Here is a 26,357-nt window from a genome sequence, read left to right as displayed (position 1 = left end):
GACTCGCTTTTATAATCAATTCCTCTCTTTTTAAGAGGATGGATTGAGATAAGTATGAAATAGTCTAGGAGAAAAAGATGTTAAGTTCAAAAGATATTATCAAGGCTCACAAGGTCTTGAACGGTGTGGTTGTGAATACACCGCTTGATTATGACCATTATTTATCGGAGAAGTATGGTGCTAAGATTTATTTGAAAAAGGAAAATGCCCAACGTGTTCGTTCTTTTAAAATTCGTGGTGCCTATTATGCTATTTCTCAGCTCAGCAAGGAAGAGCGTGAGCGTGGGGTAGTCTGTGCCTCTGCGGGAAATCATGCGCAGGGAGTTGCCTATACTTGTAATGAGATGAAAATTCCTGCTACTATCTTTATGCCCATTACTACGCCACAACAAAAGATTGGTCAGGTTCGCTTTTTTGGTGGGGATTTTGTAACCATTAAATTAGTTGGAGATACCTTTGATGCCTCGGCCAAAGCAGCTCAAGAATTTACGGTCTCTGAAAATCGTACCTTTATTGATCCCTTTGATGATGCCCATGTTCAGGCAGGTCAAGGAACCGTTGCTTATGAGATTTTAGAAGAAGCTCGAAAAGAATCGATTGATTTTGATGCTGTCTTAGTTCCTGTTGGAGGTGGTGGTCTCATTGCTGGGGTTTCTACTTATATCAAGGAAACAAATCCAGAGATTGAAGTAATCGGAGTAGAGGCGAATGGAGCACGTTCCATGAAGGCTGCCTTTGAAGCTGGTGGGCCTGTTAAACTCAAGGAAATTGACAAATTTGCGGATGGGATTGCTGTGCAAAAGGTAGGACAGTTGACCTATGAGGCAACTCGTCAACATGTTCAAACTTTGGTAGGTGTCGATGAAGGATTGATTTCTGAAACCTTGATTGACCTCTACTCTAAGCAAGGGATTGTTGCAGAACCTGCTGGAGCGGCTAGTATTGCTTCTTTAGAAGTTTTAGCTGAATATATCAAGGGGAAAACCATTTGTTGTATCATTTCTGGAGGAAATAATGATATCAACCGTATGCCAGAAATGGAAGAACGTGCCTTGATTTATGATGGGATCAAGCATTACTTTGTGGTCAATTTTCCACAGCGTCCAGGGGCTTTACGTGAGTTTGTAAATGATATCCTGGGGCCAAATGATGATATCACACGTTTTGAGTATATCAAACGAGCTAGTAAGGGGACAGGGCCAGTCTTAATTGGGATCGCTTTAGCAGATAAGCATGATTATGCAGGTTTGATCCGTAGAATGGAAGGTTTTGATCCGGCTTATATTAACTTAAATGGGAATGAAACGCTTTATAATATGCTTGTCTGAGGACTAATAAAAAAATATCATATTATTTGCACAACTGATGTATAGGTGCTATAATGAAGATGAAGAAAGGGGGCGATTCCTATGGTTTTAGGAAGCTTATCGTGCAATTCTTACTTCTGTTCATTATAGCACTTATGATGTTTGGCTCAGATTTCCATCCTTCATTTTGATTTCCCATCTATTTTGAAAAGTAAACTCACACGGTCTTTAAGATGTGATTTGATTTCTTTTTATTGACAAACATACCATATTAAAAGGATATATAAGTAATTGACTGAGCTTATCCATCTTGTCATCTTTATTAAGGATGGTTTAGAGAATCGGGTGTTTGGTTTTAGGTTAGCACTTCAATATCCAAATGAGTGATGAATTTGAAGAATATAAGGAATAACTATCTCTCAGATGATTTCTTGAGGAAGAAAGATAGGAGTTTTGAGCTAGTGAATGCTTGGATTTCTAAAGGTTAGGACTGTCATCTTCAGTTCTTAAATTGAAGAAATAAGCTATCTTACGGGAATAGAGAAGCATTTTTTTAAGAGCTTGAATAATTTTGCACCTCAAGAGGGTAATAATACAATATTTTTATTAGCAAATATTTATGGTGTAGAGGCTAGTAAAACCTATATATTATCGGCTTTAAAAAGGAAGTAAGAATATTCTAGATCATTTATTTTATTGAATATATGTTTTTTTATTGACAAAAGTAGTAAAAACGTATACAATTAAATATTGTAAAGAAGAAAATAGGAGAAAAACATGGCTAAGTCAAACTTTGAAAAAGTAGAATCAGTTGTTGGCTGGGTTCGTGATAAGAAAATCACAGGCTACCGTATCTCTAAAGAAACGAATGCGCGTGAAATGTCTATCATTGCTCTGGCGCAGGGTCGTGCAAAAGTAAAAAATATTTCATTTGAAACAGCCCTAGGCCTAATTGATTTCTATGAAAAAAATCATGAAAAATTTGAAGATTAATCTTTGGATAACGGCGGATTCTTGACCCTCAAGTAGTAGAGATAGAGAATCTGCCTTTTCATTTTGGACAGCAAAAAGACTGCACGATTGATGCAGCCTTTTCTTTTTATTTGAGATAGCGTTGAAGGAACTCTTTTGTTCGATCTTCTTTAGGATTGGTGAAGAGGTCTTCTGGCTTACCTTCTTCAGCAATAACACCCTTATCCATAAAGATAACACGGTGAGAGACATCACGAGCGAATTCCATCTCGTGAGTCACGACAATCATAGTCAAGCCTTCTTGGGCCAGTTCCTGCATGATTTTAAGGACTTCTCCAACCATTTCTGGATCGAGAGCGGATGTTGGTTCATCAAAGAGAATAGCGTCTGGATTCATGGAGAGGGCACGAGCGATAGCCACACGTTGTTTTTGACCACCTGAGAGCTGTTTTGGCTTGGCTTGCCAGTAGCGTTCCCCCATGCCGACTTTTTCAAGGTTTTCTTTGGCAATCTTTTCAGCTTCTGTGCGTTCACGTTTAAGGACTGTTGTCTGAGCGACTATTGTGTTTTCAAGAACGTTGAGATTTTCAAAGAGGTTAAAGGATTGGAAAACCATTCCCAACTTTTCACGGTATTGCGTGAGGTCATAGCCTTTTTCGAGGACGTTTTGTCCATGATAAAGAATTTGTCCATCAGTTGGTGTTTCAAGTAGGTTAATGGAGCGTAGGAAGGTCGATTTCCCGCTTCCAGAGCTTCCGATGATAGAGATAACTTCTCCCTTGTGGACAGTCAGAGAAATGTCTTTTAGCACTTCGTTTTGTCCATAGGATTTTTTGAGGTGTTTAATTTCAAGGATTGCTTGGGTCATTATTTCAAATCCTCCGTTTGCATTTGGTTAGCACCTGTAGTATAGGTATCCATGTCCATTCGGCGCTCGATGAAGCGTAGGATACGTGTTACGGTGAAGGTGAGGACAAAGTAAATCACGGCGATGATTGTAAATGTCTGGAAGTATTGATAAGTTTGTGTTGCCACGGTATTTCCTGAGAAATAAAGTTCGACAACAGAGATAACGTTCAATACAGATGTATCTTTGATATTGATGACAAATTCATTACCAGTTGCTGGTAGGATGTTACGAACTACCTGAGGGAGGACAATCTTACGCATGGTTTGGTTATGAGTCATACCAAGAGCAGTCGCGGCTTCAAATTGTCCCTTGTCAACTGCTAGGATACCACCACGGACGATTTCAGTCATGTAGGCACCAGTGTTAATCGAAACGATGAAGATAGCGGCCAGTGTACGGTCAAGGTTGATACCGAAAGCTTGGGCAGTTCCATAGTAGATAACCATTGATTGAACGATCATTGGAGTACCACGGAAGATTTCAATATAGACATTGAGAATCCAGCCGACTAGTTTTTGTAGGCCATAAATGGCTTTATTCTCAGATAGAGGAGCAGTACGGAAGACACCAATGGCAAGTCCAATAATGAGACCTGTGATGGTTCCGACAATAGAGATTAAAAGAGTGATACCAGCACCACGCAAGAGTTGTTGCCAGTTTTCAGAGAGAATTTTAGCGACTTGGCTAAAGAAACTACTGCTAGTCTCTTCAGTTGTTGTAGCTTCGGCAGGTTGCTCCTTGATCATACGATCCATCAAGGCAACTTGGTCATCTTTTGAAATGGTTTCGATGCTGGCATTGATTTGGCTAATACGATTGTCATCTTTACGAAGTCCAATGGCGATAGCTGTATCTTCTTCCCCAGTTTTGAAACCTGGTTCTACTTGGACCATCTTGAACTTAGAGTTAGCAGCTTCAGCAGTCAGAGCTTCTGGGCGTTCAGAAACATAGGCATCGATGACACCAGCCTCAAGAGCTTGGCGCATTTGAGCGAAGTCTCCCATGGCTGTTTCTTTTTTAGCACCTGGGATTTGTGCAATCAAGTCATAAAGATAGACACCTTGTTGAGAAGTGATTTTCGCACCATTAAAGTCATCCAAAGATTTAGCACTTGCGTAGGCAGAATCTTTTTTGACTAGTAGAACGGGTTCGCTAGTGTAGTAACTGCTTGAAAAGGCAATTTCTTGTTTACGCTCGGCAGTTGGACTCATACCTGCGATAATCATATCAATCTTACCAGAAGTGAGGGCAGGGACTAGACCTTCCCACTTGGTTTTAACAACCAAAGGTTCTTTACCTAAGTCCTTAGCGATTTTCTTGGCGATTTGAACATCGTATCCGTTAGCATACTGGTTAGTCCCATCGATTTTGACAGCTCCATTGCTATCATCATCCTGAGTCCAGTTAAAGGGAGCATATGCCGCTTCCATCCCGATGCGTAAATATTCATCGGCTTGGGCAACATTAACAAATCCCAGCATCAGCAAGAGACTTGTGAAAATAGATAAGTATATTTTTCTCATGATTTCTCCTATTTCTAATCTATTAAAAAATAACTGTCTCCTATTTTATCGAAAAAAACTCTATTTTTCAATATAGGTAAGCCCTTACTTGAGAAAAAATGATATAATGATAGCAAAGATAAAAAGGGGGTTTAGTTGATGAAAAAAACTTTTTTCTTATTTGTTTTAGGCTTGTTTTGCCTTCTGCCATTCTCTGTTTTTGCCATTGATTTCAAGATAAACTCTTATCAAGGGGATTTGTATATTCATGCAGACAATACAGCAGAATTTAGACAGAAGATAGTTTATCAGTTTGAGGAAGACTTTAAGGGCCAAATCGTGGGACTTGGACGTGCTGGCAAGATGCCTAGTGGATTTGACATTGATCCTCATCCAAAGGTTCAGGCTGCGAAAAATGGTGCTGAACTGACAGATGTTACTAGCGAAGTGACAGAAGAAGCAAATGGTTATACTGTGAAAGTCTACAATTCAGGTCAGGGGGGCGACATAGTTGAAGTTGATCTCACATGGAATTTAAAAAATTTGCTTTTTCTATATGATGATATTGCTGAATTAAATTGGCAACCTCTGACAGATAGTTCAGGGGCTATTGGAAAGTTTGAATTTCATGTAAGGGGAGAGAAGGGGGCTGAAAAACTCTTTTTCCATACAGGCAAACTTTTTAGAGAGGGAACGATTGAAAAGAGTAGCCTTGATTATACTATTCGTTTGGACAATCTTCCAGCTAAGCGTGGAGTTGAGTTGCATGCCTATTGGCCTCGGACCGATTTTACTAGCGCTATGGATCAGGGCTTGAAAGGGAATCGTTTAGAAGAGTTTAATAAGATAGAAGACTCGATTGTTAGAGAAAAAGATCAGAGTAAACAACTCGTTACTTGGGTATTTCCTTTGCTACTTTCCATTTCCTTGTTATTGAGTGTCTGCTTCTATTTTATCTATAGAAGAAAGATCACTCCTTCAGTCAAATATGCTAAAAATCACCGTCTCTATGAACCACCAATGGAATTAGAGCCTATGGTTTTATCAGAGGCTGTCTACTCGACCTCCTTGGAGGAAGTGAGTCCTTTAACCAAAGGAGCTGGTAAATTCACCTTTGACCAACTTATTCAAGCTACCTTGCTAGATGTGATAGACCGTGGGAATGTCTCTATCATTTCAGAAGGAGATGCTGTTGGCTTGAGGCTAGTAAAAGAAGATGGTTTGTCAAGTTTTGAGAAAGACTGCCTAGATCTGGCATTTTCAGGCAAAAAAGAAGAAACTCTTTCCAATTTGTTTGCGGATTACAAGGTATCTGATAGTCTTTATCGTAGAGCAAAAGTCTCTGATGAAAAACGGATTCAAGCAAGAGGGCTTCAACTCAAATCTTCTTTTGAAGAAGTATTGAACCAGATGCAAGAAGGAGTGAGAAATCGGGTTACCTTCTGGGGGCTTCCGGATTATTATCGTCCCTTGACTGGTGGAGAAAAGGCCTTGCAAGTAGGTATGGGTGTCTTGACTATCTTGTCCCTATTTATCGGATTTGGTTTGTTCTTGTACAGTTTGGATGTTTATGGCTATCTTTACATCCCCTTGCCAATACTTGGTTTTCTAGGTTTGGTTTTGGCTGTTTTCTATTATTGGAAGCTTCGATTAGATAATCGTGATGGTGTCCTAAATGAAGCAGGAGCAGAAGTATACTATCTCTGGACCAGTTTTGAAAATATGTTGCGTGAGATTGCACGATTGGATCAGGCTGAATTGGAAAGTATTGTGGTCTGGAATCGCCTCTTGGTCTATGCGACCTTATTTGGCTATGCGGACAAGGTTAGTCATTTGATGAAGGTTCATCAGATTCAAGTGGAAAATCCAGATATCAATCTCTATGTAGCTTATGGCTGGCATAGTATGTTTTATCATTCAAGCGCGCAAATGAGCCATTATGCTAGTGTCGCAAATACAGCAAGTACCTACTCCGTATCTTCTGGAAGTGGAAGTTCTGGCGGTGGTTTCTCTGGAGGCGGAGGTGGTGGAAGTATCGGTGCCTTTTAAAGAGAGCTATCACTGGCTGAAAAAATATGCTATAATGGAAGATAGAAAAAGGAGTAATCTATGTATCTTATTGAAATTTTAAAATCTATCTTCTTCGGTATTGTTGAAGGAATTACGGAATGGTTGCCGATTTCCAGTACAGGTCACTTGATTTTAGCAGAGGAGTTTATCCAATACCAAAATCAGAATGAATCTTTTATGTCCATGTTTAATGTCGTGATTCAGCTTGGTGCGATTTTGGCGGTTATGGTCATTTACTTTAACAAGCTCAATCCTTTTAAACCAAGTAAAGACAAGCAGGAAGTTCGTCGAACTTGGCAATTGTGGTCTAAAGTTCTTGTAGCTACTTTACCTTTGCTTGCTGTATTTAAGTTTGATGATTGGTTTGATACCCACTTCCATAACATGGTTTCAGTTGCTCTCATGTTGATTATCTATGGGGTTGCCTTTATCTATTTGGAAAAGCGCAATAAAGCGCGTGCTATAGAGCCAAGTGTAACAGAGTTGGACAAGCTTCCTTATACGACAGCCTTCTATATCGGCCTCTTCCAAGTTCTTGCCCTTTTACCAGGAACTAGCCGTTCTGGAGCTACAATCGTCGGTGGTTTGTTAAATGGAACCAGTCGTTCTGTTGTGACAGAATTTACCTTCTATCTTGGAATTCCTGTTATGTTTGGAGCTAGTGCCTTAAAGATTTTCAAATTTGTGAAAGCAGGACAGCTCTTGAGCTTTGGGCAGTTGTTCTTGCTCTTGGTTGCGATGGGAGTAGCCTTTGCAGTCAGCATGGTCGCTATTCGTTTCTTGACCAGCTATGTGAAAAAACACGACTTTACCCTTTTTGGTAAATACCGCATCGTGCTTGGTAGTGTCTTGCTACTGTATAGCTTTGTCCGTTTATTTGTATAAGAAAAACCTTGAAGGGGCAACTCTTCAAGGTTTTAAAATCCAGTCACGGTAACTCCTAGCAGGCGGACACCTCTTTCTTTCTCGCTTAACTCTTCATAGAGTTGCAGGGCAATTTGGCTTATCTGACTAGCATCCTGTGTTTTTTGAGCCAGACTTTTTCGTTTAGTAAGAGTTGAAAAGTCCTCATAGCGGATCTTTAAAATGACAATTTTTCCAGCTTTTTCTTGTTGATGTAGATTGAGAGCGACTCTTTCTGATAGAAGAGTCAGCTCTTTTTTAATGTCTTCCTCGGCATGGAGGATCTTTCCATAGGTTTTCTCCTTCCCGATTGATTTACGGATGCGATTGGATTTGACTGGGGAGTTATGAATACCACGAGCCTTTCGATAAAGATCATAGCCCAGTCTTCCAAAACGGTCTATTAGGGTCACTTCAGGAACTTCAAGTAGGTCAGCGCCAGTAAAAACACCCATGTGATGAAGTCGTTCCACCGTCTTTTTTCCTACTCCATGAAACTTGGAAATATCCATTTGTTTGAGAAAATCCTCAGCTTGGTCAGGTAGAATCACTGTCAAACCATGTGGTTTTTGATAATCGCTAGCCATTTTAGCTAAGAATTTGTTGTAGGAAACACCGGCAGAAGCAGTTAAATGAAGTTCTTGCCAGATATCCTCTTGAATGAGGCGAGCGATTTTGACGGCCGACTTGATACCGAGTTTATTTTCTGTCACGTCTAAATAGGCTTCGTCAATACTCATAGGTTCAATCAAATCTGTATAGCGCTTAAAAATAGCTCGAATCTGGAATCCCACAGACTTGTATTTTTCATAATTTCCTGAGATAAAGACGGCCTGGGGACATCGTTCATAGGCTTCCTTGGAACTCATGGCAGAATGAACACCAAAAGCTCTTGCCTCATAGCTACAGGTCGAAACGACTCCTCGCCCACCTGTTTGCCGAGGGTCGCTTCCTATAATGACAGGTTTTCCTCTGAGTTTAGGATTATCCCTGATTTCCACTGCAGCAAAAAAGGCATCCATGTCAATATGGATGATTTTTCTTGACAAATCATTTAATAAGGGGAAAATCAACATGCTTAGCACCTTTTTACTGCTTATTTTCTTTTATTATACCCTTTTTTCTGAAAAAAAGAAAAAAGGCCTTTATTTTTTCAAAAATATAATACAGTTTGGGATAAAAAACAGACTGTTTTAGAAAAGAAAGTGTAAAAATAGGGAATTTTCACTTGTTGAAATCGGTTACTGTGTGGTATACTTGTCTCATAAATGTAACAGATGGTTGTTACTAGAAAGAAAAAAGAGGACATTAACATGGTTGTTAAAACAGTTGTTGAAGCACAAGATATTTTTGACAAAGCTTGGGAAGGCTTCAAAGGCGTAGATTGGAAAGAAAAAGCAAGTGTATCACGCTTCGTACAAGCTAACTATACACCTTACGATGGAGACGAAAGCTTCCTTGCAGGACCAACAGAACGTTCACTTCATATCAAAAAAATTGTAGAAGAAACTAAGGCTCACTATGAAGAAACTCGTTTCCCAATGGACACTCGTCCAACATCTATTGCTGATATTCCTGCTGGATTTATCGACAAAGAAAACGAAGTTATCTTCGGTATCCAAAACGATGAACTCTTCAAATTGAACTTCATGCCAAAAGGTGGTATCCGTATGGCTGAAACTACTTTGAAAGAAAATGGATACGAACCAGATCCAGCTGTTCACGAAATCTTCACTAAATACGTAACAACAGTTAACGACGGTATCTTCCGCGCTTACACTTCAAACATCCGTCGCGCTCGTCACGCTCACACTGTAACTGGTCTTCCAGATGCATACTCACGCGGACGTATCATCGGTGTTTACGCACGTCTTGCTCTTTACGGTGCAGACTACTTGATGCAAGAAAAAGTAAACGATTGGAATGCAATCGAAGAAATCGATGAAGAAACAATCCGTCTTCGTGAAGAAATCAACCTTCAATACCAAGCATTGCAACAAGTTGTTCGCTTGGGTGATCTTTACGGAGTTGATGTTCGCAAACCAGCGATGAACGTTAAAGAAGCAATCCAATGGGTTAACATCGCCTTCATGTCTGTTTGCCGTGTTATCAACGGTGCTGCTACATCCCTAGGACGTGTACCAATCGTATTGGACATCTTTGCAGAGCGTGACCTTGCTCGTGGTACATTTACTGAATCGGAAATCCAAGAATTCGTTGATGATTTCGTTATGAAACTTCGTACAGTTAAATTTGCTCGTACAAAAGCTTACGACCAATTGTACTCAGGTGACCCAACTTTCATCACAACTTCTATGGCTGGTATGGGTAACGACGGTCGTCACCGTGTTACTAAGATGGACTACCGTTTCTTGAACACACTTGACAACATCGGTAACTCTCCAGAACCAAACTTGACAGTTCTTTGGACTGATAAATTGCCATACAACTTCCGTCGCTACTGTATGCACATGAGCCACAAACACTCTTCAATCCAATATGAAGGTGTAACAACAATGGCTAAAGACGGATATGGTGAAATGAGCTGCATCTCATGCTGTGTGTCTCCACTTGACCCAGAAAATGAAGAACAACGCCACAACATCCAGTACTTTGGTGCGCGTGTAAACGTATTGAAAGCCCTTCTTACTGGTTTGAACGGTGGTTACGACGATGTACACAAAGACTACAAAGTATTTGACATCGAACCAATCCGTGACGAAGTTCTTGAATTTGAATCAGTTAAAGCTAACTTTGAAAAATCTCTTGACTGGTTGACTGACACTTACGTAGATGCTTTGAATATCATCCACTATATGACTGATAAGTACAACTATGAAGCTGTTCAAATGGCCTTCTTGCCAACTAAACAACGTGCCAACATGGGATTCGGTATCTGTGGATTTGCTAACACTGTTGACACATTGTCAGCTATTAAGTACGCTACAGTTAAACCAATCCGTGATGAAAATGGCTACATCTACGATTACGAAACAATCGGTGAATACCCACGTTGGGGTGAAGATGACCCACGTTCAAACGAATTGGCAGAATGGTTGATCGAAGCTTACACTACTCGTCTACGTAGCCACAAACTTTATAAAGACGCAGAAGCTACAGTTTCACTTTTGACAATCACATCTAACGTTGCTTACTCTAAACAAACTGGTAACTCACCAGTCCACAAAGGTGTATACCTCAACGAAGATGGTTCTGTGAACTTGTCTAAACTTGAATTCTTCTCACCAGGTGCTAACCCATCTAATAAAGCTAAAGGTGGATGGTTGCAAAACTTGAACTCACTTTCTAGCCTTGACTTTAGTTACGCAGCTGATGGTATCTCATTGACTACACAAGTTTCACCTCGCGCTCTTGGTAAGACTCGTGACGAACAAGTTGATAACTTAGTAACAATCCTTGATGGTTACTTTGAAAACGGTGGACAACACGTTAACTTGAACGTTATGGACTTGAACGATGTTTACGAAAAGATCATGTCAGGTGAAGACGTTATCGTACGTATCTCTGGATACTGTGTAAACACTAAATACCTCACTCCAGAACAAAAAACTGAATTGACACAACGTGTATTCCACGAAGTTCTTTCAATGGATGATGCCTTGGATGCATTGAGCTAATCAAGTTCTTGAATAATAAAAAGGAACCCTCGGTCAATCGACCGAGGGTTTTGTGCTTGGGATAGTGTGAGCAATTCCTTCGGCGCAATATGCAATGTTTTTGGGAAGTAATAGTAGACCGAATCTGAAATAGTCCACTGAAACGTCTCAAACAGTGCTAGAAATTGACTGGAATTCCCTGATCAATTTATTCAGATTTTATTTCATTTCATCATAAAAACAAGACGACTGGCTAATTGACAATCATCTTGTTTGATACTGTTAATAAAATTCGCGAAGTTTATCTTGATTTTCTTTAAAAAATTTTTCTAACCAATCCATACCATAAGCATAACTAAAGCCTTCTAATAGAACAGAGAGGTCAATAGTATCAAATCCCATGTCTTTTAAATATTTAAAGGTATCGAATGGTGAATGAAAGTTTTTGTATTTAATAATTGCACCAATATCTTTCAAATCCTGCTCCCTGATACTCATCATCTTCATTCCTAACACATACTCAATAGGGACTACTAAAACGGTCAGATTCTCAAATGAGTACAAGGATTCACATAAACTTAAGGGAGGTTGTTTGTTCATATTTGCAACATGATTGTTGAGCCATAACTCTTCGTGGGTGTTAAGATTAAACTGTTTTCCTACACGAGCAATAATTTCATTGATTTTCTGATTTTGGTCATAAAAAGCATCAACATCTTGTGTGGCACGTAAACCATGATATTCTAAGACATAACCACCGACACAGATAATTGTTAAAGTCAGATTTTCCTGAATTAATTCCTTATTTAGGGCTTGGAATACCGGTTTCATTTTATCCATGCTTGTATTTCTCCATCAATTTTTGAACATTGGTTAACTTAGCAGGTTTATTTAATGAAATCACATATTTATGAGTTGGAGTATGCTTTTGAAAGGCATACTTCAAGCTAATTTTTTGAAAATGAGTTAGTTCTTTGGAGTCTAGCAACTTTTCTACATCTTGGTTTGTTAAATAAGAATAGTCTTCAAAAATAACTTTTCGCAAATAGCGAAACCAATGACTTGCGTTGAATTGTGATTGTTTGGATGCCTGTATCATATAATCGTACCAATCCATTGTCTTCCTCCTATGAAATTTAGTTTATCTTATTGTAGTTTATATTTAAAAATGTAGTTTTTCTTAATTAGCTCGTATTAGAAAAGAGTATTTAGAAATGTAAAATGAACCTTTTTTCTTATCCAAAAACCTTACTAAAGTATATAATTTAGGAAGTCAATTCTGTATGATAATGTTTGTACTATCGTTGAGTTTTTGCTTAATTGCCTAACGAGATAAATTTTAGAAGAATTTTCGGTGTGATTTGACAAGCTTCTGACTGGAAGGATAGTTACACTAGTATTGTTTATTAAAATGAGGAGATAGAGAAAATTTGGAATCCATTTGCTTATTATCAATCGTTTTTTTAGCTTATTTGTCTTAGATTGGTATAGAACTGATTTATGGATTGATCCTCTTGTATCTTATCTTGTTCCTAAATATGTTGGTAGAAAAATGAAGCAGTTGTTACGAGTGTCTGTATTGGGAAAAATTTTATCTATACAATTCTTTAAATGATATGAAGGCTAGGAATGCCAAAACACTGACATATTTCGTTTGAATCTCATCCAATCCCTATACTTGTATTTGTAGAAATGCTATCAGTAATATATTCGCGAATACTATGATTTACAACAGTGTGGTCGTACATCTTTGTAACTTTATTATACAACAACCATTTACAGGTGTAAAGTTGAGCAGTGTCTTTAGTAAATTTAGGGACTTGTTTTGTCACAGTTTTGATACCTGTATTCCTTGTTTCATGAGCATTTAACGTTCCTTTTCATGTAGGCATTTCAACAATTAGAATGATATTTTTCCGAGGATGAACTTATATATTGTGACTTTTTAGAGTTATGATACCTCTTGATTTGACTACCGCTATCAATTTCATCTATTTTTACAGTTTCATGCAGCATAGCGAGAAGGCGGTTTCCTATATGGAAGTCGTCTTGTTTTCATATTGTCTAAATACGAGATATTTACTACAGGTTATAGTTGATTTAAACAGGTCTATAGATTTCGAATATATATTAAGGTGAAATAATATCTTGTAATACATTGTTATGCTCTATGAAAAAAGCAACGATAGCTAATGCACAAGCTCCTATACTTCCACGATGTTTGTTGTAAGGTAAAATTTCAATTTCTATATTACGAGTAAAGGGAACGAAGTGGAGCTGATCTTGGATTTTATCCCTGACTTCATGAGTGAAAGGTTGATAATTAAGCAATTGACTGTTGATATAGATTTTATCAGCAGGATTGATGAGGAGAAGATTTGCAATAGAAGTGGCTAATAAATTGACTCCTTTATCAATTTGTTGACGTAAAGCGGAGTCGCCTAAGTTGTAAGCTGTTAAAAGAGTATCTAAATGAATGTCTTTTTCAGTTTTTACAAGGCTTTTTAGTACAGTTAGTTGAGAATTTTTAAATAATAATTGGGCATGTTTGATTAACCAAGCATCCGAAATATATGTTTGTAAACAACCTTTTTTTCCGCATTCACAATATTGCCCATTCAATTCGACAATGGTGTGTCCAATTTCTCCGATATAAGGATTTTTAGAGGCTCCTATTTTTTCTTTTGTGAAAAAGGAAGTGTAAATACCTAATCCAGCGTGTAGGAAAATAAAGTTATCGGGGGTATTGTGTGGGTTAAAAAGGTATTGTCCTATAGCCATACAATCGATATTATTTTTTACAATAAAAGGGAAATCGAATTTTTTAATTACATTTAATAAATTAAACGATTCCCATATGGAGTTGTTTGTAATGATGCTTCCGGAGTCTTTGTTATAATGTCCAGGTATTGATAAGCCAAATCCAAGTAATTTTGTCTCCAAAGGGACATACTCTATAGCTGTTTTTATCATATTGGTAATGGTGGAATTGATTTCTGAAATAGGATAATCTTCATTCAAAATTTCTGTCTCGAAAAGAGTTTTCCCTTGTAAGTCACATAGACTGAGAAAGATACCTAAGACGTTTATTTCAATACCTCCAACAATATACGGAATATTATCTGTGATAGAAATAGTTTTTCTACGTCTTCCAGATCCGGAAAACTCGCTAAATTCATCACCGGTTTCGTATATGAGGGATTGTTCACTTAGCTCTTTGATGATGTTAGTCGTTGTTGCTGGAGTAAGTCCTGTTTCATTAACAATATCTGTACGGGATGTTGCTGGATTTCGATATAGAAACTCCAGTATAGTGGCTCTATTTTGTAAAAAGGCTGATTGTTTTGTAATCATTTGTTTCCTCCTTTGGTTTATTTTATATTAAACATAAGAAAAAATCAATTAAAATTATTATTCTATACAAAGAAAAAAATATTGTAAAAACAGCAAAAAATATATTGACAACGCTTTCTGTTAGTGGTATATTTAATTTATAAAAAATAAAAAAAGGAGTTCCGGTGATGAACAATATTTTAACGTTTTTAGAAACGAAAGTCGCTCCGTTTGGTGAAAAAGTTGGCAACCAACGGCATTTGAAAGCTATTCGTGAAGGATTTATGATGGCAATGCCTTTGATTTTAGTCGGCTCTTTATTTCTTATTCTAATCAGTTGGCCTCAAGAGGCTTTTACAAATTGGCTGAATAGTGTTGGATTGCTAAGTATCTTGACAACTATGAATCAGTCAACAGTAGCGATTATCTCCTTGGTCGCTTGTTTCGGTATTGCCTACAGGTTGTCGGAAGGATACGGTACAGATGGTCCGTCGGCAGGGATCATAGCCTTATCCAGTTTTGTATTGATGGCACCTCGTTTTTCGAGTATGGTTTATGATAAAAATGGAGAGCAGGTCAAGCAGTTATTTGGCGGCGCAATACCATTTTCTAGCCTGAATGCATCTTCTTTATTTATGGCGATTACCATTGGATTGGTTACAGCAGAGATTTATCGTATGTTTATCCAGCGCGGAATTACGATAAAAATGCCAAGTGGTGTCCCAGATGTAGTCAGTAAATCATTTTCAGCTCTTTTACCTGGTTTTACTACTTTTGTTTTGTGGGCTTTGGTCTTAAAAGGTCTGGAAGCAGCAGGAGTTGCAGGAGGTCTCAACGGACTTCTAGGTGCAATTGTTGGAACACCGCTTAAGTTAATTGCAGGAACGCTTCCAGGTATGATTCTATGTGTTATTGTAAACTCATTCTTTTGGTTCTGTGGAGTTAACGGGGGACAAGTTTTAAATGCTTTTGTAGACCCAGTTTGGTTACAATTTACTACAGAAAACCAAGAAGCTGTGGCTGCAGGACAAACCCTACAACACATTATTACATTACCGTTTAAAGATTTATTTGTATTTATTGGTGGCGGTGGAGCGACTATTGGTCTTGCGATTTGTCTCTTCCTATTTAGTAAGAGTCGTGCGAATAAAACATTAGGTAAGCTAGCTATTATACCGTCTATCTTTAATATCAATACAGCTATTCTATTTACGTTTCCAACGGTTTTAAATCCGATTATGCTGATTCCGTTTATTGCTACTCCTACAATCAATTCCTTAATTACCTATGTATCAATGGCTGTAGGATTAGTACCTTATACAACAGGTGTAATCCTTCCGTGGACAATGCCACCGATCATAGGAGGATTCCTTGCGACAGGGGCTAGTTGGCGAGGAGCTCTATTACAAGTTGTTTTAATTTTGGTTTCTGTGGCAATTTATTATCCATTCTTCAAAATTGCAGATAAACGCAATCTTGAAAAAGAAAAAGCTACTGTTGGAGGGGAATAAGATGGTTATCAGAGTATTTAATCAGCAGAAAAATGCTTATTCTAGCTTTGCCTTAGAGGAATTAAGTTACTATATGAATCGGGTCTTTAAGACTGATATAGAACTTGTCGAGGAGAAGGAAGCGGATATTTTTGTAGGATTAGTCAATAAAGAAGATAGAAAAGACCATGTTCTTATCTCATTAGACAAGGGTAAGGGGAGAATTGAGTCTAATACAATTGTAGGTTTACTTATTGGAATTTACCGAATGTTTCATGAATTTGGGGTTGTGTATACTAGACCAGGGCGCGGACATGACTTTGTTCCAGAGTTACGATTTGAAGATTTTTTAGATAAACAGCTATCTATAGATGAAACAGCCAGTTACTATCATAGGGGAGTATGTATAGAGGGAGCGGATTCATTTGAAAATATACTAGATTTTATTGATTGGCTACCTAAGATTGGAATGAACAGTTTTTTCATCCAGTTTGAAAATCCTTACTCTTTTTTGAAACGTTGGTATGAACATGAATTTAATCCATATCTAAATAAAGAAAAATTCTCAAATGAATTAGTACAAGAATTGAGTGATAGGTTGGATAAAGAATTGCAAAAAAGAGGTCTTATTCATCATCGTGTTGGTCATGGATGGACAGGTGAGGTTTTAGGCTACTCTTCAAAATTTGGCTGGGAATCAGGTCTTAGTATTTCAGAGGAGAAGAAACCCTATATCGCTGAAATAAACGGGAAACGAGAATTATTTAATACGGCTCCAATTTTAACCAGTCTGGATTTTTCAAATCCAGATGTGGCGGATAAGATGGTAGAAATTATCAAGGATTATGCCAAGAAAAGACCTGATGTTAACTACTTACATGTATGGTTGTCGGATGCTCGTAATAATATTTGTGAATGCGAAAACTGTAGACAAGAATTGGTTTCGGATCAGTATATTCGTATTCTCAATCAATTGGATAGGGCTTTAACGAGTGAGGGATTAGATACAAAGATTTGTTTTCTGCTTTACCATGAGTTGTTATGGGCACCTCAGAAAGAAAAATTAGATAATCCTGAACGCTTTACCATGATGTTTGCACCGATTACAAGAACATTTGAAATGAGTTATGCAGATGTAGATTTTGACAATTCCATCCCTACGCCTAAACCTTATATACGTAATAAAATTATACTTCCGAATTCTCTTGAGGAAAATTTATCTTATCTTTTTGAGTGGCAAAAAACATTTAAAGGAGATAGTTTCGTATATGACTATCCTTTAGGGCGTGCTCATTATGGCGATTTAGGCTATATGAAAATTAGTCAAACTATTTACAGAGATGTATCTTATCTTTCAAACCTACATTTGAACGGTTACATTTCTTGTCAAGAATTACGTGCAGGATTCCCTCATAATTTTCCTAATTATGTTATGGGGCAAATGCTCTGGAAGAAGACAAGAAGTTATGAAGAATTGATTGAAGAATACTTTTCTGCTTTGTATGGGGAAAATTGGCAGTCTGTTGTTGAATATTTAGAAAAATTATCCATTTATTCCTCTTGTGACTATTTTAATGCAATTGGCAGCCGTCAAAATGATGTTTTAGCGAATCATTATTATATAGCTTACAATCTAGCTGATAATTTTTTACCAATTATTGAGGAAAATATTTCTAAGTTATTAAATAGTCAAAAGGATGAATGGAAACAGCTCAGTTATCATCGTGAATATGTTGTTAAGATGGCGAAGGCTTTATATCTTCAAGCAACCGGAAAAACAAGGCAAGCTCAAGATGAGTGGAAAAATGTGTTGAATTATATCCGTGGGCACGAACTGCTATTCCAATCTAATTTGGATGTTTATCGTGTAATTGAAGTAGCAAAAAATTACGCTGGTTTCCATTTATAAATCATAAGTATAGAAAATGAACTAAGGTATTCAGAGAAGATTGATCCTAAATATTATGAAATTTAAGGATTTTTAAGATATTTAGGGTCAACTTTCTATTTGTATGGTAGCGAAGTCATTTTAATAATGATGTGTAAAAGATGGATCAAGATTGAGGAGGGAGAAGGATGAAATCAAAAGAAGAAATAAATATGCTTGGTTTTACAATTGTTGCTTACGCAGGAGATGCAAGGTCAGATTTGATGGATGCTTTAGCATTTGCGAGAGATGGATATTTTGAACAGGCAAGAGAATTAGTTGAGTCTGCAAACGATTCGATAGTGTCTGCCCATCGAGAACAGACTAATTTATTAGCGGAGGAGGCATCTGGAGATAATTTTGAAGTGAGCTTTATTATGATTCATGGTCAAGATACTTTGATGACAACGATGCTATTGTATGATCAGGTCAAGTTTTTTATTGATGAATATGAACGAATTCGAAAGATTGAAGAACATATTGGTTTGCAATGAGGATTAGTCATGGAAAATTTACAGGTTAAAGCCTTACCGAAGGAGTTTTTATTAGGAGCTGCTACCGCTGCTTATCAAGTAGAGGGTGCAACTAGGGTAGATGGCAAAGGAACAAATATGTGGGATGTTTATTTGCAAGAAAACAGTCCGTTCTTACCAGATCCAGCTAGTGATTTTTATTATCGTTACGAAGAGGATATAGCTTTGGCGGCAGAACATGGTTTGCAGGCTTTGCGTTTATCTATTTCTTGGGTTCGTATATTTCCTGATATAGATGGGGATGCTAATATATTAGCTGTTCGTTATTACCATAGAGTCTTTCAGTCCTGCTTAAAACATAATGTGATTCCGTTTGTTTCTTTACATCATTTTGATTCGCCTCAGAAAATGTTAGAAACAGGGGATTGGTTGAATAGAGAGAATATTGATCGTTTCATACGATATGCTCGTTTTTGTTTTCAAGAATTTACAGAAGTCAAGCATTGGTTTACAATCAATGAACTGATGTCTCTTGCTGCAGGTCAATATATAGGAGGTCAGTTTCCTCCAAATCACCATTTTCAATTATCTGAAGCAATTCAAGCGAATCATAATATGTTGTTGGCGCATGCTCGTGCAGTCCTCGAATTTCATCAATTAGGAATTGAGGGAGAGATAGGTTGTATTCATGCTTTAAAGCCAGGCTATCCTATTGATGGGCAAAAAGAAAATATTTTGGCAGCTAAACGGTATGATGTTTATAATAATAAATTTCTATTAGATGGAACTTTTTTAGGCTACTACAGTGATGACACGCTTTTTCACTTGAATCAAATATTGGAAGCTAATAATTCTAGCTTTATTATTGAAGATGGTGATTTAGAAATTATGAAAAGAGCTGCACCTCTTAATACGATGTTTGGGATGAATTATTATCGTTCAGAATTTATTCGTGAATACAAAGGTGAAAATAGACAAGAATTTAATTCAACAGGAATAAAAGGACAGTCCTCTTTTAAATTAAATGCTCTAGGTGAATTTGTAAAAAAGCCTGGGATTCCGACAACAGATTGGGATTGGAATATTTATCCTCAAGGGTTATTTGATATGTTGCTTCGTATCAAAGAAGAATATCCTCAACATCCGGTCATTTATTTAACTGAAAATGGTACAGCCCTTAAAGAGGTTAAGCCAGAGGGCGAGAATGATATTATTGATGACAGTAAAAGAATCCGTTATATTGAGCAACATTTACACAAAGTTTTAGAGGCTCGAGATAGGGGAGTCAATATTCAAGGCTATTTTATATGGTCTTTGCAAGATCAATTTTCTTGGGCGAATGGCTATAATAAGCGATATGGTCTTTTCTTCGTTGATTATGAGACACAGAAGCGATATATTAAGAAAAGTGCTCTTTGGGTAAAAGGATTAAAACGGAATTAAGGTTAGCGATTTGACTGATGTTTAATATATTTTAACTATGAGCTTAAATTTTTTACAGGAGGAGTTTTTATGGATAAGTTAGTCGCTGTCATTGAAAAGCAACAAGGGAAATTTGAAAAAATTTCTACTAATAATTATATGATGGCTATTAAAGATGGATTCATTGCTACTATGCCTTTAATTATGTTTTCAAGCTTTTTGATGATTATTATTATGATTCCTAAAAATTTCGGAGTAGAGTTACCGAGTCCAGCTATTGCCTGGATGAGGAAAGTGTATATGCTAACCATGGGAGTTTTGGGTATTATTGTTTCAGGGACAGTTGCAAAGTCATTGGCTGGAAATGTTAATAGAAAAATGCCTCCTGGAAAGGTAATAAATGATACTTCTGTAATGTTGGCAGCCATATGTAGTTATCTGGTATTAACTGTAACGCTTGTAGTTGATGAGAAAACGGGATCTACAAGTTTGTCGACAAACTATTTAGGATCTCAAGGATTGATAACTTCGTTTGTCAGTGCCTTTATTACTGTAAATGTTTACCGATTCTGTATTAAGCGAGACATTACTATTCATTTACCTAAGGAAGTTCCTGGGGCTATATCACAAGCTTTTAGAGATATTTTTCCTTTTTCTTTTGTTTTACTTATTAGTGGTTTGTTAGATATTGTATCTCGGTTTAGTTTAGATGTTCCTTTTGCCCAAGTATTTCAACAACTATTGACCCCTATTTTTAAGGGTGCAGAATCATATCCTGCTATGATGTTGATTTGGTTTATGTGTGCTTTGCTTTGGTTTGTTGGAATTCATGGACCATCTATTGTCTTACCTGCTGTTACAGCTTTACAACTAAGCAATATGGAAGAGAATGCTCAACTTCTTGCAAATGGGCAGTTCCCTTATCATTCTTTAACACCTAATTTCGGGAATTATATCGCTGCTATCGGAGGAACGGGGGCTACCTTTGTTGTACCATTTATTTTGATTTTCTTTATGCGGTCTAAACAATTAAAATCGGTAGGTAAAGCTACAATTACTCCTGTTTTATTTGCGGTAAATGAACCTCTTCTATTTGGTATGCCTGTTATTTTGAATCCCTATCTTTTTGTCCCTTTTTTGATGACTCCACCAGTGAATGTATTTCTAGGAAAGGTCTTTATTGATTTCTTTGGAATGAATGGATTTTATATCCAGTTACCTTGGGCCTTTCCTGGTCCATTGGGATTGTTAATTGGAACGAATTTTCAACCTATCTCCTTTGTATTTTTATCTTTGATTTTAGTTGTCGACATATTGATTTATTTGCCATTCTGTAGAGCGTATGATAGACAGTTACTGATGAAAGAAGATGTTGCAAGCTCAAATGATATTATTTTAGAGGAGGATACAAGTGAAATAATGCCTGGTGAGTTAGATGAAATAAAAAGTAAGGAGTTGAAAGTACTGGTTCTTTGTGCAGGGTCTGGAACAAGTGCGCAATTAGCAAATGCAATTAACGAGGGCGCTCAAGTAGCAGAAGTTAGAGTGATTGCAAATTCAGGAGCGTACGGAGCTCATTATGATATTATGGGTGTTTATGATTTAATTATTCTGGCTCCACAAGTTCGGAGTTATTATAGAGAGATGAAGGTGGATGCAGAAAGATTAGGTATTCAGATAGTTGCTACCAGAGGAATGGAATATATTCATTTAACAAAGAATCCAAGTAAAGCCTTACAATTTGTATTGGAGTATTACCAAGCTGTGTAGTAAATTTTTCCATCTTTTATTTGAGTAAGGACTTTGCTTACAGACAGGCTTGGATTTAAAATCGTTCCCCCTTTTTAATATAAAAATCCCTCTTTAACAATTGTAAAAAGAGGGATTTTGTATTTTATCTCTTAGACCAAGTTCTTTTCATAAAGAGAAGTAGGATTGGGTAAATCTCCAAGCGGCCTGCAATCATTGCAAAGGAGAGGAGAATTTTTGAGATAGGACTAAAGATTGAGAAACTAGAAGTGGTTCCTAGGATAGGCCCGATATTATTGAAGCAGCTAAAGACAGCACTGGTAACGACTAGGAAATCATTGCTATCTAGGCTGACAATAAAGATAAGTGCTAGCAAAATCATAGCATAGATGACAAAGTACTTGAGAATCTTATGCTGGGTATCTTTATCAATCACCGTTTTATTAACATGGAGGGTCAAAACACGGTGGGGCGATAGGATTGACAAAATCTGGTTTTTGGCAATTTTTGAAAGGATGAGGCCTCGAATAACCTTGAGTCCACCTGCGGTTGATCCAGCAGAGCCACCGATTGCCATGAGAAAGAGGAGGATAAACTGGGAGAAGAGGGGCCAGTTGGTAATATCTCCATATCCAAAACCAGTTGTTGTAATGATGTTGGAAACTTGGAAGAAGGCCATTTCAAAGCTCTTTGAAAATCCTGGGTAGAGATAGAGGGTATTAAGGCTAATCAAGCCTGTAGAAACCAGCACGATGACCAAGTAAGCCCTAAGCTCTTCATCTCTAAAGAAGGCCTTGATGCGACGGAGCATAAGGAAGTAGTAGAGATTGAAATTTACCCCAAAAACTAGAACTCCTATACTAACTAGATAGGTAATCAGTGAGCTACCATAGTGAGCAATTCCGTCGTTATAGACGGTAAATCCTCCTGTACCTGCTGTTCCCATGGCAATGACAAAACTATCAAATAGGGGCATACCAGCTAGATAATAGATGATGACAAAGAGGGAGAAGAGAGCTAGATAAAGGAGATAGAGAATCTGGGCAGTATTTTTGAGTTTGGATACAACCTTACCGAAGACGGGACCAGGAACCTCAGCCTTCATCACTTCTAGGTGGCTATTCTTGGTATTATCCATAATAGCCAGTGCGAAAACGAGCACTCCCATCCCTCCAATCAAGTGGGTAAAACTTCGCCAGAAGAGGAGGGAACGGCTGAGAACCGAAATGTCGTTCAAGATACTTGCTCCAGTAGTTGTAAACCCAGAACTGATTTCAAAAAAGGCATCGATAACGCTAGGGATTTGTCCAGCAAAAACAAAGGGGAGACCGCCAAAGAAAGACCAAAGGATCCAGCAGAGGGCAACAATTAAGATTCCCTCCTTGGCATAAATACGTTGATTTTTTGGCTTTTGTAAAATTCCTGAACCGCCTAGTAATACGAGAATCCCAATCGTTGTAAAGAGGGCTGTAAAGACTTGGCTCGATTCACGGTAATAGACAGCGACAGACACAGGAACCAAAAGAAGAACGGCTTCAATCAAAAGTAACTTTGAAAGGAGGTAGCGAATCATACTTTTATTCATTTCTTACCTCGCGATCAAGTCATAAATCTTGGTGATGTTTGGCAACAAGGTTGTTACTAGGAGCTTATCTCCAACTTCCAACATATCCTCCCCAGTTGGGAAAATAGTCTTGCCCTTTCGAATGATGGCTGCAATAAGAACCCCTTTTTTCAGTTTGAGTTGAGAAAGAGGTTTGGCAGTCATTTTATTGGCTTCCTTGATATGGAATTGTAGGGTTTCGATTTGGCCATTGGCTAGATGGTGCATGGCTTGAAGGTCTGAATACTGGGCATTAACCCGACCACGAATAAAGTGCATGATTGTATCTACAGCGATGCTTTTAGGTGTGATAATACTTGAAAAATCAGGCGCATTGATAATCTCGAGGAGACTGGTACGATTGACCTTGGTAATATTTTTCTGTACACCTACCCTGTCAAGGAACATAGAGGTAATCAGATTTTCCTCATCGACTCCTGTTAGAGTCGCAACGGCATCATAGTGTTGAGCACTTTCTTCCAGCAGGATATCTTTTGCGGTACCATCTCCTTGAACGATATGAAGATTTGGGAACTTCTCGCTAAAGAAACTAGCGATTTCAGAATTGATTTCAATGACCTTGGTATCGATACGACTGTCTTTGAGAATGCCTAGTAGATAATAGGCAATTCTACCTGCACCGACGATGAGAAGACTCTTCACAGCACGAGACTTGAAATAATTATGGAAGAGCATCATATCAACACGGTTACCAGTGACAAAGATTCTGTCTTTATCCTGTACAGTCATGTCACCGCTTGGGATGATAATTTGATGATCTCTTTCTATCGCACAGACAATGACATTGCCAAATTTTTTCCGAAAATCAGAAATGGGCATTTGGCAAAGACCACTGGAGGATTTAACAGTGAATTCCATCAAGCTGACCCGTCCACCAAAGAAACGTTCGACAGAGAGGGCGTTGGGGAAGTCAATGATATTGGCGATAGCGCGGGCAGCCAAGAGCTCAGGATTAACGATAAGAGAAAAACCGAGAATATTCTTTTCTTTGAAATAAGAGTTAGAATATTCAGGGTTCCGCACCCGAACGATGGTCTCTTTAGCTCCCATTTTTTTGGCTAGAACGGCTGCGATCATGTTCACTTCATCGTATTCAGTCAGGGCGATAAAGATATCACAATCCTGGACACTGGCTTGCTCAAGGATGGTAAAATCGGCCCCGTTACCAAGGATACCCATGATATCAAAGCGATTAACAATATGATTGAGGACAGCTTCGTCTTGCTCAATTAGCAAAACATCATGCTTTTCTGCAACCAAGGAGCGACAGAGGGCAAAACCAACTTTTCCCCCTCCGACAAGGATAATTTTCATATTAAAACCTACTTTTTCATGATGTAACTATCATACCTTTTTTCAAGAAAAAATGCACCTACTAGCTAATAACAAGAGCTTTTAGTGAAAATTTGCTATAAGATAAAACTATACCCTAACCAATTGAAATAGCTATTAGCGACTTTCTCTGAAATATGGTATGATAAAGGATATACAAGGAGATAAAATGAATAATAATTTACTGGTATTACAATCAGACTTTGGTCTGGTTGATGGTGCGGTATCGGCTATGATTGGAGTGGCTTTAGAAGAATCTCCAACCTTAAAAATTCATCACTTGACGCACGATATTACGCCTTATAATATTTTTGAGGGGAGCTACCGTCTTTTTCAGACGGTGGATTACTGGCCTGAGGGAACGACTTTTGTATCGGTTGTCGATCCAGGTGTCGGCTCGAAACGTAAGAGTGTGGTTGCCAAGACTGCAAAAAATCAATACATTGTCACGCCAGATAATGGAACGCTTTCTTTTATCAAGAAACACGTTGGCATTGTAGCTATTCGTGAAATTTCTGAAGTGGCCAATAGACGTCAAAACACAGAGCATTCTTATACCTTCCACGGTCGTGATGTTTATGCTTATACTGGTGCTAAACTGGCCAGCGGTCACATTACTTTTGAGGAAGTGGGGCCAGAGCTCAGTGTAGACCATATTGTAGAGCTTCCAGTCGTAGAGACCATCATTGAAGATCATTTGGTGAAGGGAGCTATTGATATTCTGGATGTGCGTTTTGGTTCGCTTTGGACCTCTATCACGCGAGAAGAATTTTACAAACTGGAACCAGACTTTGGTGACCGTTTTGAAGTGACTATCTATCACGCTGATATGCTGGTCTATCAAAATCAGGTTGTTTATGGCAAATCATTTGCGGATGTGAGAATTGGGCAACCCATCCTTTACATCAACTCTCTCTATCGTTTAGGTCTGGCTATCAACCAAGGTTCTTTTGCCAAGGCCTATAATGTGGGTGTCGGTTCATCTTGGACCATTGAAATAAAGAAAATAGAAGGATAAAATAGGAGAATAAATAGTATGGAAATCAAATTTACAATTAAACAAGTTGTTGCTGTCGGAATTGGCGCTGCCCTCTTTGTCGTCATCGGGATGATCAACATTCCGACCCCTGTTCCCAATACAAGCATCCAGCTTCAGTATGCGGTACAAGCGCTACTTTCTATTATTTTTGGACCGATTATCGGTTTGCTTGTCGGGTTGATTGGTCATGCAATCAAGGACTCTCTTGCTGGTTACGGTCTGTGGTGGACTTGGATTATCGCTAGTGGGCTCTTTGGTCTAGCTGTGGGGCTATTTAGAAAGTACGTTCGCGTGATCAATGGTGTCTTTGACTGGAAAGATATTCTTATTTTTAACCTCATTCAACTACTTGCAAATGCCCTTGTTTGGGGTGTCTTGGCACCGCTTGGAGATGTTGTGATTTATCAAGAAGCGGCAGAAAAAGTATTTGCACAAGGGATTGTTGCGGGAATTGCTAATGGTGTATCTGTAGCTATTGCAGGAACTCTTCTCTTGCTTGCCTACGCAGGAACTCAAACTCGTGCAGGAAGTTTGAAAAAGGACTAATACTCTTCGAAAATCTCTTCAAACCACGTCAGCTCTATCTGCAACCTCAAAACAGTGTTTTGAGCAACTTGTGGCTAGCTTTCTGGTTTGCTCTTTGATTTTCATTGAGTATAAAATGATGGGGAAGGCTGGGCAACCAGT

At 38.1% G+C, this 26,357-nt stretch carries 20 protein-coding genes and 1 pseudogene; 13 read left to right on the top strand and 8 right to left on the bottom strand.

Annotated features, from left to right (window positions below; translation table 11 throughout):
• Positions 1 to 77 precede the first annotated feature (77 nt).
• The 3 genes and pseudogenes from ilvA to OC529_RS07290 all read left to right on the top strand — a co-directional run bounded on the left by ilvA (position 78) and on the right by OC529_RS07290 (position 2,300).
• Positions 78 to 1,328: a threonine ammonia-lyase IlvA gene (gene ilvA, locus OC529_RS07300; RefSeq protein WP_050242204.1), complete on the top strand. Its 1,251-nt coding sequence runs from the start codon at positions 78 to 80 to the stop codon at positions 1,326 to 1,328.
• Between the two features lie 537 nt (positions 1,329 to 1,865).
• A pseudogene (locus OC529_RS07295) lies at positions 1,866 to 1,979 on the top strand (SPFH domain-containing protein); the annotation flags it as partial.
• Between the two features lie 105 nt (positions 1,980 to 2,084).
• Positions 2,085 to 2,300 (top strand): hypothetical protein, encoded by a 216-nt coding sequence (locus OC529_RS07290; protein ID WP_001130036.1) that lies wholly within the window; start codon positions 2,085 to 2,087, stop codon positions 2,298 to 2,300.
• Positions 2,301 to 2,406: 106 nt separating this feature from the next.
• Here the strand turns inward: OC529_RS07290 and OC529_RS07285 are convergent, their stop codons facing one another.
• Complete coding sequence (locus tag OC529_RS07285; RefSeq protein ID WP_033680755.1) at positions 2,407 to 3,147, bottom strand: amino acid ABC transporter ATP-binding protein; 741 nt, start codon at positions 3,145 to 3,147, stop codon at positions 2,407 to 2,409.
• Positions 3,147 to 4,712, bottom strand: a complete 1,566-nt coding sequence (locus OC529_RS07280; RefSeq protein WP_262081843.1) for an ABC transporter substrate-binding protein/permease — start codon at positions 4,710 to 4,712, stop codon at positions 3,147 to 3,149. Before OC529_RS07280 ends, OC529_RS07285 begins: the two co-directional genes overlap by 1 nt.
• Positions 4,713 to 4,850: 138 nt before the next feature.
• Between OC529_RS07280 and OC529_RS07275 the strand changes: the two genes are divergently transcribed.
• Both OC529_RS07275 and OC529_RS07270 read left to right on the top strand, forming a co-directional pair.
• Complete coding sequence (locus tag OC529_RS07275) at positions 4,851 to 6,740, top strand: DUF2207 family protein (protein ID WP_262081842.1); 1,890 nt, start codon at positions 4,851 to 4,853, stop codon at positions 6,738 to 6,740.
• A 60-nt stretch (positions 6,741 to 6,800) separates the two neighbouring features.
• Positions 6,801 to 7,646, top strand: coding sequence for an undecaprenyl-diphosphate phosphatase (locus OC529_RS07270; RefSeq protein WP_262081841.1), 846 nt, complete (start codon positions 6,801 to 6,803; stop codon positions 7,644 to 7,646).
• A gap of 32 nt (positions 7,647 to 7,678) precedes the next feature.
• Here OC529_RS07270 and dinB read toward each other — a convergent pair whose 3' ends face one another.
• On the bottom strand, positions 7,679 to 8,740 hold the full coding sequence (gene dinB, locus OC529_RS07265) for a DNA polymerase IV (protein WP_262081840.1): 1,062 nt from the start codon (positions 8,738 to 8,740) through the stop codon (positions 7,679 to 7,681).
• Between the two features lie 237 nt (positions 8,741 to 8,977).
• Here dinB and pflB point away from each other — a divergent pair, with 237 nt between their 5' ends.
• Positions 8,978 to 11,302 (top strand): formate C-acetyltransferase, encoded by a 2,325-nt coding sequence (gene pflB / locus OC529_RS07260; RefSeq protein WP_000260631.1) that lies wholly within the window; start codon positions 8,978 to 8,980, stop codon positions 11,300 to 11,302.
• A 261-nt stretch (positions 11,303 to 11,563) separates the two neighbouring features.
• Here the strand turns inward: pflB and OC529_RS07255 are convergent, their stop codons facing one another.
• The 3 genes from OC529_RS07255 to OC529_RS07245 all read right to left on the bottom strand — a co-directional run bounded on the left by OC529_RS07255 (position 11,564) and on the right by OC529_RS07245 (position 14,635).
• Complete coding sequence (locus OC529_RS07255; protein ID WP_000359824.1) at positions 11,564 to 12,121, bottom strand: DUF6036 family nucleotidyltransferase; 558 nt, start codon at positions 12,119 to 12,121, stop codon at positions 11,564 to 11,566.
• Positions 12,114 to 12,398, bottom strand: coding sequence for a hypothetical protein (locus OC529_RS07250; RefSeq protein WP_261233580.1), 285 nt, complete (start codon positions 12,396 to 12,398; stop codon positions 12,114 to 12,116). The genes OC529_RS07255 and OC529_RS07250 overlap by 8 nt, the downstream gene beginning before the upstream one ends.
• A 1,013-nt stretch (positions 12,399 to 13,411) precedes the next feature.
• On the bottom strand, positions 13,412 to 14,635 hold the full coding sequence (locus OC529_RS07245; protein WP_262081839.1) for an ROK family transcriptional regulator: 1,224 nt from the start codon (positions 14,633 to 14,635) through the stop codon (positions 13,412 to 13,414).
• A 167-nt stretch (positions 14,636 to 14,802) separates the two neighbouring features.
• On the opposite strand from OC529_RS07245, the gene OC529_RS07240 reads away from it, so the two are divergent.
• The 5 genes from OC529_RS07240 to OC529_RS07220 all read left to right on the top strand — a co-directional run bounded on the left by OC529_RS07240 (position 14,803) and on the right by OC529_RS07220 (position 21,696).
• The gene (locus tag OC529_RS07240; RefSeq protein ID WP_262081838.1) at positions 14,803 to 16,125 is read left to right on the top strand and encodes a PTS sugar transporter subunit IIC; all 1,323 of its coding nucleotides are present in this window, start codon (positions 14,803 to 14,805) and stop codon (positions 16,123 to 16,125) included.
• A 1-nt stretch (position 16,126) separates the two neighbouring features.
• Positions 16,127 to 18,013 carry a DUF4838 domain-containing protein gene (locus OC529_RS07235; protein WP_262081837.1) on the top strand — a complete coding sequence of 629 codons (1,887 nt, stop codon included), beginning with the start codon at positions 16,127 to 16,129 and terminating at the stop codon, positions 18,011 to 18,013.
• A 167-nt stretch (positions 18,014 to 18,180) separates the two neighbouring features.
• Positions 18,181 to 18,525 carry a PTS lactose/cellobiose transporter subunit IIA gene (locus OC529_RS07230; RefSeq protein WP_000836780.1) on the top strand — a complete coding sequence of 115 codons (345 nt, stop codon included), beginning with the start codon at positions 18,181 to 18,183 and terminating at the stop codon, positions 18,523 to 18,525.
• Positions 18,526 to 18,534: 9 nt separating this feature from the next.
• The gene (gene lacG / locus OC529_RS07225; RefSeq protein WP_262081836.1) at positions 18,535 to 19,947 is read left to right on the top strand and encodes a 6-phospho-beta-galactosidase; all 1,413 of its coding nucleotides are present in this window, start codon (positions 18,535 to 18,537) and stop codon (positions 19,945 to 19,947) included.
• A gap of 69 nt (positions 19,948 to 20,016) precedes the next feature.
• The gene (locus OC529_RS07220; protein WP_262081835.1) at positions 20,017 to 21,696 is read left to right on the top strand and encodes a PTS lactose transporter subunit IIBC; all 1,680 of its coding nucleotides are present in this window, start codon (positions 20,017 to 20,019) and stop codon (positions 21,694 to 21,696) included.
• Positions 21,697 to 21,820: 124 nt separating this feature from the next.
• Here the strand turns inward: OC529_RS07220 and OC529_RS07215 are convergent, their stop codons facing one another.
• Both OC529_RS07215 and trkA read right to left on the bottom strand, forming a co-directional pair.
• Entirely contained in the window at positions 21,821 to 23,260 is a 1,440-nt protein-coding gene (locus OC529_RS07215) for a TrkH family potassium uptake protein (protein ID WP_173233502.1), read from the bottom strand.
• A gap of 3 nt (positions 23,261 to 23,263) precedes the next feature.
• A complete protein-coding gene (trkA, locus tag OC529_RS07210) occupies positions 23,264 to 24,613 on the bottom strand; it encodes a Trk system potassium transporter TrkA (RefSeq protein ID WP_173233504.1) in 1,350 nt (449 codons plus the stop codon).
• A 187-nt stretch (positions 24,614 to 24,800) separates the two neighbouring features.
• On the opposite strand from trkA, the gene OC529_RS07205 reads away from it, so the two are divergent.
• On the top strand, positions 24,801 to 25,649 hold the full coding sequence (locus OC529_RS07205) for an S-adenosyl-l-methionine hydroxide adenosyltransferase family protein (RefSeq protein WP_112444429.1): 849 nt from the start codon (positions 24,801 to 24,803) through the stop codon (positions 25,647 to 25,649).
• 18 nt (positions 25,650 to 25,667) lie between these two features.
• Complete coding sequence (locus tag OC529_RS07200; protein WP_000403160.1) at positions 25,668 to 26,216, top strand: ECF-type riboflavin transporter substrate-binding protein; 549 nt, start codon at positions 25,668 to 25,670, stop codon at positions 26,214 to 26,216.
• The last annotated feature ends 141 nt before the right edge of the window (positions 26,217 to 26,357 follow it).

The organism is Streptococcus sp. Marseille-Q5855, from assembly GCF_946901985.1.
Taxonomy (GTDB): Bacteria; Bacillota; Bacilli; order Lactobacillales; family Streptococcaceae; genus Streptococcus.
The sequence above is the reverse complement of the archived record's forward strand: the minus strand, read 5'-3'. Positions and strand labels throughout refer to the sequence as shown.